At 57.2% G+C, this 12,787-nt stretch carries 9 protein-coding genes and 1 pseudogene; 5 read left to right on the forward strand and 5 right to left on the reverse strand.

Annotated elements, in window-relative coordinates; translation table 11 throughout:
• Window positions 1-85: 85 nt before the first annotated feature.
• Window positions 86-1,459, forward strand: coding sequence for an ISNCY family transposase (locus tag AB4Z23_RS20150; RefSeq protein ID WP_111788832.1), 1,374 nt, complete (start codon window positions 86-88; stop codon window positions 1,457-1,459).
• 11 nt (window positions 1,460-1,470) lie between these two features.
• On the opposite strand, the gene AB4Z23_RS20155 is transcribed toward AB4Z23_RS20150, so the two are convergent.
• Complete coding sequence (locus AB4Z23_RS20155; protein ID WP_111788831.1) at window positions 1,471-2,208, reverse strand: hypothetical protein; 738 nt, start codon at window positions 2,206-2,208, stop codon at window positions 1,471-1,473.
• A gap of 354 nt (window positions 2,209-2,562) precedes the next feature.
• On the opposite strand from AB4Z23_RS20155, the gene AB4Z23_RS20160 reads away from it, so the two are divergent.
• From AB4Z23_RS20160 to AB4Z23_RS20170, 3 genes are all read left to right on the forward strand, one after another.
• Window positions 2,563-3,456: a helix-turn-helix domain-containing protein gene (locus AB4Z23_RS20160; RefSeq protein ID WP_441360680.1), complete on the forward strand. Its 894-nt coding sequence runs from the start codon at window positions 2,563-2,565 to the stop codon at window positions 3,454-3,456.
• A 154-nt stretch (window positions 3,457-3,610) separates the two neighbouring features.
• A complete protein-coding gene (locus AB4Z23_RS20165; RefSeq protein ID WP_441360744.1) occupies window positions 3,611-4,255 on the forward strand; it encodes a YbhB/YbcL family Raf kinase inhibitor-like protein in 645 nt (214 codons plus the stop codon).
• A 29-nt stretch (window positions 4,256-4,284) separates the two neighbouring features.
• A complete protein-coding gene (locus tag AB4Z23_RS20170; RefSeq protein ID WP_065687662.1) occupies window positions 4,285-5,004 on the forward strand; it encodes a class I SAM-dependent methyltransferase in 720 nt (239 codons plus the stop codon).
• Between the two features lie 297 nt (window positions 5,005-5,301).
• Here AB4Z23_RS20170 and htpG read toward each other — a convergent pair whose 3' ends face one another.
• The 3 genes and pseudogenes from htpG to AB4Z23_RS20185 all read right to left on the reverse strand — a co-directional run bounded on the left by htpG (window position 5,302) and on the right by AB4Z23_RS20185 (window position 10,257).
• Entirely contained in the window at window positions 5,302-7,194 is a 1,893-nt protein-coding gene (htpG, locus tag AB4Z23_RS20175) for a molecular chaperone HtpG (RefSeq protein ID WP_080850744.1), read from the reverse strand.
• Window positions 7,195-7,431: 237 nt separating this feature from the next.
• Window positions 7,432-7,587, reverse strand: a pseudogene (locus AB4Z23_RS20180) (DUF4172 domain-containing protein); the annotation flags it as partial.
• A 417-nt stretch (window positions 7,588-8,004) separates the two neighbouring features.
• The gene (locus AB4Z23_RS20185) at window positions 8,005-10,257 is read right to left on the reverse strand and encodes a TonB-dependent receptor (protein WP_441360681.1); all 2,253 of its coding nucleotides are present in this window, start codon (window positions 10,255-10,257) and stop codon (window positions 8,005-8,007) included.
• 161 nt (window positions 10,258-10,418) lie between these two features.
• Here AB4Z23_RS20185 and AB4Z23_RS20190 point away from each other — a divergent pair, with 161 nt between their 5' ends.
• A complete protein-coding gene (locus tag AB4Z23_RS20190) occupies window positions 10,419-11,378 on the forward strand; it encodes a helix-turn-helix transcriptional regulator (RefSeq protein ID WP_173998653.1) in 960 nt (319 codons plus the stop codon).
• A 54-nt stretch (window positions 11,379-11,432) separates the two neighbouring features.
• Here AB4Z23_RS20190 and AB4Z23_RS20195 read toward each other — a convergent pair whose 3' ends face one another.
• Window positions 11,433-12,692: a RhtX/FptX family siderophore transporter gene (locus tag AB4Z23_RS20195; RefSeq protein WP_441360682.1), complete on the reverse strand. Its 1,260-nt coding sequence runs from the start codon at window positions 12,690-12,692 to the stop codon at window positions 11,433-11,435.
• Window positions 12,693-12,787: the final 95 nt, after the last annotated feature.

Raw genomic sequence — 12,787 nt, forward strand, 5'->3', positions numbered from 1 at the left:
TGTAGCCGCAAAGTTAAAGTGTCCTGTTTCTGCAAAGTTGGAATGTCACACTCCCCGGGTCTGATTGACGTCTGGGAGATTGCAGATGGGATTGATTACGATGAGCGAGCGCGATCTGCAGCGGATCGAGGTTTTGTCGAAAGTCATGGCCGGCCGAATGACGATGGTATCAGCGGCACATGTTCTCGATCTGAGCGAGCGCCAGGTCCGCCGCCTCCTGGACCGAATGCGCACTGACGGTGCAGCCTCGATCCGGCACAAGGCGATCGGTCGACCATCGAACAACCGGATTGCGGATAGCGTTCGGGATTACGCCGTAGCTCTTGTTCGCGAGCGTTATGCGGACTTCGGTCCGACCCTGGCGACCGAGAAGCTTTTCGAACGTGATGGCCTGCATGTATCACGCGAGACGGTTCGTACCTGGATGGTCGATGCCGGCTTATGGCTGTCGCGCAAGCAACGACGAACGTTTCATCAGCCGCGACTGCGACGCGAGGCTTATGGTGAGTTGGTGCAGATCGATGGTTCGGAGCATCGCTGGTTCGAAGACCGTGGGCCAGCATGTTCATTGCTGGTGTTCGTTGACGATGCGACCGGCAAGCTGATGCAGTTGCGCTTTGTGCGTTCAGAAAGTGCCTTCACCTACTTCGAGGCACTGGCGCTTTATCTTGAGCAGCACGGTGCACCGATTGCCTTTTATTCCGACAAGCATTCAGTGTTCCGGGTGGCAAAGAAGGATGCCAAAGGCGGCCAGGGCATGACCCAGTTCGGGCGAGCGCTTTGTGAGCTAAATATCGAGATTCTCTGCGCAAATTCGAGCCAGGCCAAGGGTCGGGTCGAGCGAATGAATCGGACGCTGCAGGACCGTCTGGTCAAGGAACTGCGATTGGCCGGCATCGACAGTATGGAGGCTGGCAATGCGTTCGTACCCGGTTTCATCGATGACTATAATGCACGGTTTGCGGTTTGCCCTGCCCGATCCGATGACCTGCATCGGTCAATGAACCTGGCGCCGGATCGATTGCGAGAGATCCTGTGCAAGCGAGAACAGCGGTATGTCGGATCGCAGCTGACATTTTCCTATGAGCGCCGGCGGATCATGCTGGACGAGAACGACGTCACGCGCGGCCTGGTTGGCAAATATGTCGAGACCTATGCCTACGCCGATGGTCGCCTCGACGTGCGCTGGAAGGGACATTCCCTGCCCTACACGGTGTTCGACAAGGATCAGCGCGTGACGCATGCGGCGATCACCGAGAACAAGCGGCTTGGCGATGTCCTTGCGTATATCAAGGAGCGCCAGGACGAGCAGGAAAAGCCGACGGTGAAGAGCAACAGCGACAAGAACGGCTACACGCCGCGCGCTCGCAAGCCCGGCCGACGGAAGGACTTCATGAACGATGCGAAGGTTATTGCGCGTCGTCACCAGCGATTATCGTTGCCGCCTGCGGCGGAGTGAAAGTCGCTCCGTCAATGCACGCCGATATCGGTTTGCGTGTCAGATTCCAATTGCAAACACGCGGCCCAGAGTGGTGTTTTGTGGAAGGGTCCATCCTGAAAGAGCTTTAACCCTTCTTTCGCCTCATAGAGCACCCCCAGCCAACACAAGCGACGAATGACGCCGTAGCGGATCCCAGATTTCAAGGTCCATGCCTCGATTGTCATCTCGGCGTCCGACAGATGTGCCACGCTTGGGTACAGGATTTTCACGACCTCGTTCAGTGAGCAACCTGACCTCGCCTTGATGTTGAGCAGATTGAGGAACATGCGCCACCAGCGTAGCCGGTCACGCACTTCCTTTTCCGTTTCCGCGTCGTGGACGTAGGAATAGAGATAATCCGTGGCGACCAGATCGAAGAAGGCCTGTGGTCTTGCCAGAAACTCCTTGCCCCGTTTGGTCGGCAACAGCACGTCTTTCTTGCGACGAAGCAGTTTGAGATGACGGATCATGTCGCGCACCACCCAAAGCGGTGGCACGTCGTCTTCATTGAGGACCTTATTGACGCTATAGAGATCGGTGACTGTGTAGTCGGGCCATTCAAAATGGGTGGCAGCCCAGTGCACGAACTTACGGTTCATGGCACCTGTAGCAGTCAGGCCTATGCCTCCTTGCGTCGCGGCATAGGACAGGCTCAAGGTTATACCCCGTATGAGCGGCGACAGAGCGATGACATCGACCTCGCCTGTGAGTTCAATTTGCGGAAGCATCCTCTGACCTTGTCCCCGACCTCATCGATTCACCGAAGAGTATCAACCGTCAACGAAACAATTGCTACTGAGGAAGCTAAAGCCGAATGGGTGTGTTCATCACCCGCCCCCGCCCTCTCCTTGCAACCGGAGAGCCGGGTCGGCCGGGGGCTGATCGGAGGAGCAAGTGTCGCATGTCTAAATGGCCAGGACACGGAAACCGGACATTTCTACTTTGCAAATCGGCGGACATTCCAACTCCTCCGCCACATAGACAGTACCTTTCCGATTTCAGCGCCCTTCGGCGGCGTATCGACAGCGACTTGATTTCAACATAGCAATGACGCCTGATCCAATTTCGAGATAGCTTGTTTAATGCGTGACAGCGACAAAACACTACGGCGGCGTCTCGTCGATGCCCTTCGCCCGCTGGCCGAGCGCGACACGCGCTTGATGCTCGAAAACGAAGATCCACCGTCCATCTCGGCCTTCGTCGCCCGTCACAGGGAAACCATTTCCGAGCTCAGCATGCCCGCAGCCGGCCTCGTCATCGTCATCGAAGGCCGCAAAGAAGTGCTGTGGGGCGCGAAACGCGATATCTACCACGCCGGCGACGCCTTCGTGCTGCCGGCCGGTGCGGAGGTTGATGTTGTCAATGAACCAGATGCCGACACTGGCGTGTATCGCGCCCTCTTCGTCCGCTTCTCTCGCACCCTGGTCATTGAGGCGGCACGCCTTTGGCCGCAACTCACCAAGCGCGACATACCCCTCGGCTCGCCCATCACGATCAGTCCGACGCTCTGCTCGGCAATCATCCATAGTGGCGAGGCGCTGGCGGGTGCGCTCGACCTTTCCCGGCGCGTCGTAGATCACCGTGTTCTCGAGGTTCTGCTTATCCTGGCCGAACAGGGTGCGCTGCCATTGATGCCCAAATATGTCGACCGCTCAGTCACAGAGGCAGTGCGCCTCCTGATCCGCCACCGGCTCGATCACGCGTGGTCAACCGCCGCGGTCGCCGCGTCCCTGTCGATGTCAGAGGCCACCCTGCGGCGGCGACTACGGGACGAAAACCACTCACTACGCGCGCTGCTGCTCACCGAAAGAATGCATGCCGCTTACCTCATACTCTCGGATCGGGATGCCGATGTCGCCGACGCAATAGCCGCTACCGGCTACGCATCGCGTTCACACTTCTCGCGGCACTTCCAGGATTCCTTCGGACAGGCTCCTTCGACCGTTCGCAGGGCACGTAAAAAACCATTAGCCTGACCGCTTCAGGCTCATTGCTGATCAGATCGGGCCCACCCGCACTGGCATCGTTCCCTATGCTCGACTGAAATCAAACAGGCGAGACGAGATGAACAGGAATAAAAGAAGCATATGCGCCGCCATTGTGGCCGCCGCATTTTCGGCGACAGCGCCCATGGCCGCGGACTCCACGCTGTCCGTAAAGATCGAAGGGCTTGACGGTTCTGGCCGGTTTTCAGATTCCGCCGCCTTCTGCCCGCCCGGAAAAGGGGCGAAGGACGTGAGCCCGGGGGTCTCATGGTCGGCAGGCCCAGAGGGCACCAGATCTTATGTGTTACTGATGACCGATCCGGACGTACCACTCGATTTTAGCCTCATCAGTAAACCTGGCACCACGATTCCAGACGACGCGCCGCGGATCAACGTTTTCCACTGGGTTTTGGCCGATATTCCCGCCGGCATCATGTCCATCGGCGAAGGTACGGAAAGCGATGGTCTCGTGCTGGGCGGCAAGCCGGTCGGATTGACACCACACGGACTGCGCGGCGCCAATGTCTATACGAGTTTTCTGGCCAAAACTGATGGCATGGCAGGCACCTATGGTGGTTACGACGGCCCCTGCCCGCCCATAAACGATCAGCGCGTTCACCGCTACATCCTTGAAGTGGTCGCGCTCGACGTTGTGACACTGGGCCTTGCGGGGCCGTTCACTGGCGAAGACGTGGAAAAAGCCATGGCTGGCCACATCCTTGCAAGCGGCAAGGCGACAGCGACATATTCATTGAACCCGAGCCTGATCCCCGCCGCCACGGCGAAGTAGATTACAATCCCAAAAGGTTCAGACACACCATGGCACCGATAAATGTTTCGTCCTTACCCGTCTTCAATCGGGATGCATCCGGCTACGACGCCCTTCGGCGCGGCCTTATTCCCTGTTTCGATACGTTTTACGGGACAGCGCTCGACTTGATCGACGACTGGCGGGACGCCGAGAAACTGCGTGTGCTCGATCTTGGCGCTGGCACTGGCCTTTTCACGGCAATGCTGCTGGCCCGCCACCCCGATGCCCAGATCCACCTCGTCGATGCCTCCGAAAAGATGCTCGAGCAGGCCCGGCAACGCTTCGATGGCAATCCGGCCATTACCTATGCCGTGGCCGACATGTCAGATACCGAACTCGGCGGTCCGTGGGATCTCATCATCTCAGCGCTGGCGATCCATCATCTGGAAGACGCCGCGAAAAAGCATCTCTTCGGTGAAATTCGGAGCGCCTTGTCGGAGGGGGGCCTGTTCGTCAACGCCGAGCAGGTCCTCGGCCATGATTGCGAGGTTGAGGCCCGTTACGCCCGTATCTGGATGCAACAGGTCAGGAGGCTGGGCGTACCCGAAGAGGAAATCACCAAAGCGCTCGAGCGGATGTCCCACGATCGTTGCTCCCCTATCGAGAACCAGTTGCAATGGATGCACGATACGGGATTTTCCGAGGTGGACTGCAGCTTCAAAGCATGGCGTTTCGCGGTGCTTAGTGGCCGGCGTCAGGGCGAGCCGCCAGGCACTACGAACTTTTGAGATAGCAGCAAGACCTGGCATCAGCGGTTTATGAAATCTGCATGGATTCTATAATGGGCCCTTGGCAGTTTACAGTTCCAATGATGACTTATGGTGGGCTCTGCAGTGCAGTTGCATCTTCCAGAGGGTAAAGCGGCACGGAAGGGGCTGTGCCGAGCGCAATTGGCGCTGTCATGATGCATCATCTGAGAAAACGCAGTCACACTCATTGATAACCTGCGCACCATCGGCAACCACCGATCGTCCTCTTCGGCCGAGTGTTGGCAAGGCAGCCAAAGGCCGCCTTGCCAAGGCTTGTCACTTACCGGATCTCATCGCAAGGGCAAATAACCTAGCCTGCCGATCGGCGAACGCGCGCGGGTTGGCTGGTTTGTCCCCGTCAAGGATGCGGGCTTCGTCAAGCAAAAGCCACGCAGCATCCTCGCGAAACGCCTGATCGTCCATTGAAGCAATGTTTTTCACAAGTTCGCTCTGCCCATTGATCTCCAGGATCGGCTTCGACGTAGTTTGCAATCGCCCGGCGCCTTTCAGGAGTTTTTCGAGTTGGCGGTCGGGGCCATAATCCGACGCCACAAGGCAGACCGCACTTTCGGTCAACCGATCAGAAATACGCACGTCAGCGACCTCCTCACCAAGGGCGCTTCGCGCGAAATCGATGAAGGCTCCAACCTCGGGAGAAGCTTGCCGACCAGCCTCATCAGCGCCTCCCTCCCCGGCAACAGTGTTCAGATCGGCAAGACCTTGGGTGACAGATTTAAATGGCTTGCCTTCAAAATCTGGCACATTGGTCGGCCAAAAGTTATCGACACCATCTGTAAGCAGGAGGACTTCGATCCCTTTGGCCCGGAAACCCTCAAGGTGCGGCGACGATTTCAGCTGGTCCAAAGTGGAGCCGCTAATATAGTAGATCGCCGATTGTCCTTCCTTCATCGTGGCCAGGTAGTCAGCCAGGCTGCGTGTCGCCTCGCCCGATGCGGTGCTGCGGAAGCGTGCCAGCTTCAGCAACTGTGAGCGCCGTTCGAAGTCCTCGTAGATGCCTTCCTTGAGAATAGCCCCGAACATATCCCAGAACTTGGCAAAGGTCTCGCCGTCGTGCTCGGCCATCTTCTCCAGCGCGGAAAGGATCCGGCTCGTCACGCCCTTTTTGATGGCCGCGAGGACCGGACTTTCCTGGATCATCTCGCGGGAGATGTTGAGCGGCAGATCCGAAGTATCAACGATGCCACGGACGAAGCGCAGATAGCGCGGTAGCAGTTCGGCATCATCGGTTATGAAGACGCGCTTCACATAGAGCTTCATCCGACCATGTCGGTCCGGATCAAACACATCGAATGGCTGAGAACCGGGTATAAAGGCAAGAGTCGTATATTCGTGTCGGCCCTCAGCGCGGAAATGGACGTTACTCAGCGGCTCGTCGTACTGGCCTGAAACGCTCCGATAGAAATCGACATAATCCTGCTTGGATATTTCGTTCTTCTGCTTGACCCAGAGCGCTGCACCATCGGATACCTGTGAGGGCTCGGCACCCTCCTTCTCGACCAGACGGATAGGTACGGGGACGTGGCCGGACTGGTTTCGAATGATCTCCTCCACCGTCCATTTGCTCGTATATTTCTTTGCATCTTCCAAGAGATGTAACACGACGCGAGTACCGCGTGTCGGTGCTTGTCCCGGATCGACCGCAGCAATGTCATAGCTTCCTTTGCCGTCGGATGACCATTTCCAGGCCTCGTCCTTGCCGGCGCGGCGCGAGATTACTTCGACCCGGTGAGCAACCATGAACGATGAATAGAAGCCGACGCCAAACTGGCCGATCAGTTGCGCTTTTTCTCCAGCTTTGGCCGCCTCAAGCCGATCCATGAATGCTTTTGTCCCCGAGCGCGCGATCGTACCGAGCGCGTCGATCATCTCGTCGCGGTCCATGCCAATGCCGCTGTCTTCGACAACGAGTGTCTGCGCCTCTTCATTGAGCCTCACGAGAATTCCCGGCTGGATCCCATCGGCCGAGAGTTGCGGCTTGGAAATCGACTCATACCGCAGCTTTTCGCAAGCATCCGCCGCGTTCGAGATCAATTCGCGCAGGAATACATCTTTGTCCGAGTAGACCGAATGCACCATCATGTGCAGAAGTCGGCTGACATCGGCTTCGAATACGTGTTGCTCGGGCTGGCGCTCTTGTACGGTCGTCATTGATACCTCCATTGCACATAAATCGCCGGTCAAATGGTTTTTCCAGAGTCATATTTCAAGCGTTATCTAGCGCTTGCGCCAGCGTTCCTGGATCGTCTTTCGACTAGATTGTTTCCGATTTTCAGTTTCCGTGAGCCTTTAAGATTGCGCCAACAACCTCCGCGCAAATAGTGCTGCGAAAAAGATGACATTCTGTAGCTTTTTACCGGTAAGTCAGCAGAGATATAACCGTTACCGACCGAAACTCCGGCGCAATGATGACGGGAGACTCACGCGGTCCATAAATTCCCCCTCAACTTGTGAAGTCTTGACCGCTTCATCGCCCAGCAACTCGATACAAAGTTGTTTGCTGTTGTCCTCGTTGAAATGGCGAACAGCACCGATAACCTCGCCGTCCCGGAGAACGGGTGTCTGCCCCATCCTATCGGTCCACATTGCAGATGCGGTAAAGCTAGATATCGCTGCGCGCAGAGCCGTTGGGCCGCAAATTCGTCTTTAAGCCCTGCCCGGCCATTGTCTGACAGCCTCAGAAATCGAAGCGCGGGAGGCGGCTCCCAGACACTCGATGCCTGACGCATTGCCGACATGTCACCAACCGCGATCTTTCCACCACTGCGAGCCTTAGAAATATCGAAACTGCCGCTTATCCTTCAGCGCCCGCGCCCAGAACGCGCGCGCCCTCCCGATAAGCCCGCTGTTCCGCAGCCATGGAGATTGAAGGCACCATAGCAGGTCAGACCGGTCATTGCGCTGACCTGGCGGCGCGTGGCGGGAATAAAGATCCCCGCCATATGCCGCCCTGATGATCCATCAGAAAACTTTCGTCAATGAAACGGCGAATGTGCGTCCGCGTCCCTTGTAGTCGAACACGGCTTCATTGGCCAAAGCACCATAAAGCGCGTTGGCGCGCGCGCCCCATATGGTTGTGTAATCCTTGTCGAACAGGTTCATCACGCCGAAGCGAAGCGTTGTGTCCTGCGCTTCGAAGCGATAGGCACCCGTTAGATCGAACAGGGTGTAACCATCAATCTTCCGGCTGTCGTCGTCGCTGAGATTGAAGGCATGTTGCCCGGCCAGCTTGATGTTGAAGTTATCTTTCGTCCAGCCAATATAACTGCCGAGCTTGGAAACACTGGCGGTACCGATGCTTTCCTTCTCCCAGTTACCGTCAGACTTGATTTCCGACTTCACCCAGTGACCGGATGCGCCAACATCAAACCCGTAATCCAGTGTCGCGCTGGCGCTGGCCTCCAGACCATAGACACGTCGCTCACGATCAACAACATCAACAGCCAGGGTCGTGCGGTTCAACTCGATGGATCGGTTGGAGAGCGAGTAATATGCCGCGGTCTGGAAGCTGAAGCTATCGTCATTGAAACGATAACCGACTTCAAAAGAGTTGGTCTTGATCGCCTGGAGTGCGGAGTCGGCAACATTGACGCTATCCAGGAGGACGTAACGGCCTCCGACAAGCCTATAGCTCCCGATCCCGTAATATTTTGCCGGGTCAGGAAGCTCGAAACCCTGGCCGAAATTGGCATAGATTTGCTGCGTATCGGTCAGCTCATAGGTCGCGCCGGCGTTAAACAGAGCCGCATCGTAGCTGACTTCCCCGCCGGGAATGGGATCCACAGAGGAGCCGACCCGGTTGAGAACGGCGACCTGCTGTGCCGCGCCGGCGAAGCTCGATACGTCGGTGGTGACATATTGATAACGCACACCACCATTGACCGTCAGCCGGTCCGTCGCCTCATAAGATCCCTGGATGAAACCGGCCAGGGTCGAGACATCGATGTCGGGATAAAGCCCGGTAATGCCGCGTGTCCTGAAGTCCATCGCACCGGTCGTCGCGACTGTCAGGAAATCGAACACGTTCTGTTTGGAACTCAGCGAATCCCGGTCGGCGTCGATGCCATATGTCACCTTAAGCCCGTCCAGCGGCTCCGAGATCATCGCTGCCTTCAGGCTATAGTAATCGGTATCCTGCGAGCTGCCACCGAAATAGACGAAGGGCGAGAAAATCGCACTACCGGGAAACGGGTGGAACCGGATTTCTTCCCGCCGGAAACTGCCCTGCAGAAGCAGTGCCTGCCCCAGGAAATCATTGTCGGTGTAAGTCGCGTTTACCATGGAACGGCGCGTGCGGGGGTCGAAATCCGATCGGTATCCGTCCCGCGTTTCAACCAGGTTGGAATTGCGGATCCCGGCAAGGCCTGCGCCAAGATAAAGCCCGAACGGCGAATCCTGGGCGCTGTCATAAAACTGGCCGGACACCTCAAGGCGCCTGTCGTCATCGATCTGCAAACCGACAGTTCCCATGAAATCGATGCGCTTGTTGAATGCTGTGGAAGTCTGGGTAATATCGGGGGTGAGCATCGTGCCGGAGCCGTCGTAAAAGGCTCCCGTCTGGTTGCCAGCGATGGAGAAACGCGCATCCCAGTTTTCGCTGTTATAGGTCACGGCACCTGCACCGTTGCGGTCAAGGTCACGGGTACGGCCAAAGCCACTGCCAAGGCCCGCCGTCACTTCACCGCGCAAACCGTCCGGCGCATCTTTCCCCTTCTTCGTGATGATGTTGATGACACCACCTGTTGCATTGCCGCCATAGATTGCCGTCGCGCCAGACAGAACCTCGACACGCTCGACATTGAAGGGATCGATTGCATCGAACTGGCGGCTCAGGGAGCGTGCCGAGTTCATCGAAACACCATCGATGAGAATGAGGGCCGTGCGTCCCCGCAGGTTCTGGCCATAGGCTGTGCGCGCACCTTCGCTGGCGGGATCGAAACTTGGAACTCTCTCAGCAAGAATCTGCTGAAGCGACTTGCCTGAACGGGCTTCGGCCTCGATGGCCTGTGCATCAACGACATAAATCGTTCGCGCCGTCCGCGAGATTTGCTGGGGTATACGGTTGCCACTTACAACGATCGGCTCCAGCACCGTAGAACCATTGTCTGACTGCGCGTTCTGAGACGTATCCTGCGCCTGAACGGCGTTGTTGCCGCTCCCGATTGCGACGACGATAGCCACAAGACTAACGCCGACATTCCATTTTCCGATCATGTCGCCCCCAATGCGCAAAAAATATCTTCCAAGTCGTGCCCCGGAAAATACAAGACTGTTTTGATCATGTTTTATGCGCTATGAAACCGCCGGGCTTGGATGGGAACGAACCCGATTTGGATAGATGCGAACATCAACAGCAAAGACAGGTTTGATTTTTCATGGAAGTTGTCCGCCCCCTGAAACTTGGAACCCTCTCGCTACCTGATCCAGAAAGCAGACTGGTCTGCCGCACAATCCTTCTGGACATGTTGGGAGAAGCAACAATCACCGTTGAAGACGGTGATCTGGCGGGCGTCACCGGCCTTGTCTGGAAACACGAAAACCTTTCTCTCGCAACCGTTTACCTGCCCAAAACACCCTTGCGGCTGACAGCTCATGGGATCGGCAGGCCCGATATCGCGATGTTGCGTGCAACTGACGGAACCTTGATTGTCCATCATCGCAAGCACACTTTCGAACTGGAACCCCGTGATGTCATCATCCTTCCTACGGATATGGCATCGGAAATTATTTTGCCGGAAGGCGGGCGCCTCGACTGCGCCCATCTTCCCCATGCCGCCCTCACCCTTGCTCGAAAGTCGATCGACCGGATCTTGTTGCGGCCCTTTTCAGCAGAATGCCTGCCATTGCAGTTGTTGACCCACTATGCAGGATATCTTCTTCAACAGGACCATCAGGACAAAGAGCATGCCACCATGATGGTGGCGCACTTCTACTCCCTGCTTCCCGTTCTCGCCCGATATGGGAACGAGGTTGCGCCTTCGGCAGTTCCGCAAAACCGCATTGAAGCGATCAAGGCGATGGTTGAGGAAAATCTTGCCGACGGTGCGTTTTCGATAGCTGATGTGGCACGCACCGAAGGCATCACACCGCGCGCGATCCAGAAACTTTTCAGTCGGACAGGCACGACCTTTTCGCGCTACGTGCTGGAGCGGCGGCTGGTGCTCGCCAAGAGCCTGATTCTTGCCGAGAACACCGCAACTCCGATCAGCCAGATCGTCTACAGCGTCGGTTTCAACGACCTGTCATATTTCAATCGCACCTTCCGCAGTCGCTACGGAATACGCCCTACAGACCTGCGCCGCATGACGGCGCCTGACGAGGCAAAAAACCTGTGAGGAATTAAGCCGTCTCGTGACACCGCTGGAATGCGTCACTCCGGCCGCTTGTGATCATCGCCGTAGCGACGCGCCTGAACCGCGTCCAATCCTTCCAAGGAACCAGACGGAAAGTCCCATTCCGACAAGCGAAAGAACTGTTGCCGTCGAAAACAGCGCCGAATAACCCATCCGGTCGGCAACCAGGCCGGCTGCGGATGCACCAACCATGTAGACGACCAGTTCGGCACAGGTGAGAATGGTAAAATCCGTTCCTGGCTGATCGTCCGAAGAGTTCTTCATGAAGAATGAATAGATGGCTACCAGCTCCATGTAGCGGATCAGCGTCTGGAATGCCGAGGCCGACATCGCCACCCACATGCCGGGCCAGACGCCGGACGCATTCAGCGTGAAGGCGAGGAAGCACAAGCTTCTGAGGCCACCCAGCAGGACGAGCGTTGTCGTCAGGCCAACCTTGCGGATAATGGAGGCAGCGATACCCACGCCGATCAGGCCCGCAGTTGCCGCCGCTCCGCCAGAGAGGTAACCGATCCAGTCAGCCGGGACCTTGCTGTCAACCAGATAGGTGCCTTCCATCCCGCGCACGAGACCTTCGCTCGCCCGGTATGTCAGCGCAAATCCGAGGATCAGCCAGGCACTCGGACGGCGGAAGAAACCAGCAAGGCTTGCGCGCTTTTTTTCTTTGCCAACCGTGGGCGCTTCCGGCTGCATCGCCAGGGCTGCAAGAAGGGGCAGCAACGACAGCGCGGCTACCAGCAGTATCATCGTGCGCCATCCAGCGACATGAAACACCACCAGTGCCGCCGTCCCGCCAACGATTACGCCCAGCGCTACGGCACCCGCCTGCACGGCATTACCCAGCGAGCGCGTCTTGTCGGTCAGGCATCTTACGGCGTAGCCGTCGGTTGCAATATCCTGGATTGAGGAGACAAGCGTGATCGATATGCAGATTGCAAAAAGGACCGTGGCATCGCTCGGATCCACCAGCGTCATGGAAGCGATACCGGCGCTGACGAGAAGCTGGGTCGGCACAACCCAGCCGCGGCGATGGCCAAGCTTGGGTAACGGAGACCATCGATCCACCAACGGTGCGACCGCAAATTTCAGGATGAGCGGCAGCATCAGCAACGAAAACAGCCCGATAGACGTGCGCGATGCCCCACTCTCGCGCATGATCGGCGGCAGGGCCACCAAAAGCAGATACGTCGGTATCCCCTGAGCGAGGTAAAGACCGCCCAGCACATACATCAACCGCCGCTCGAACGTCGAAGTCGAAACGGTGTCGCTAGGAATCGCGTCGTCGATTTGGGCCATTGCAAGAACCGAATTCATGAGCCCGGAACACCACAGACCCAGGTAAGGTTTTCAGCGCTTCAAACGCCGGTCTGTCCCGGAGCGTAAACAGGAGT

Origin of the sequence: Agrobacterium sp. MCAB5, assembly GCF_052114365.1 — a bacterium.
Taxonomy (GTDB): Bacteria; Pseudomonadota; Alphaproteobacteria; order Rhizobiales; family Rhizobiaceae; genus Agrobacterium; species Agrobacterium tumefaciens.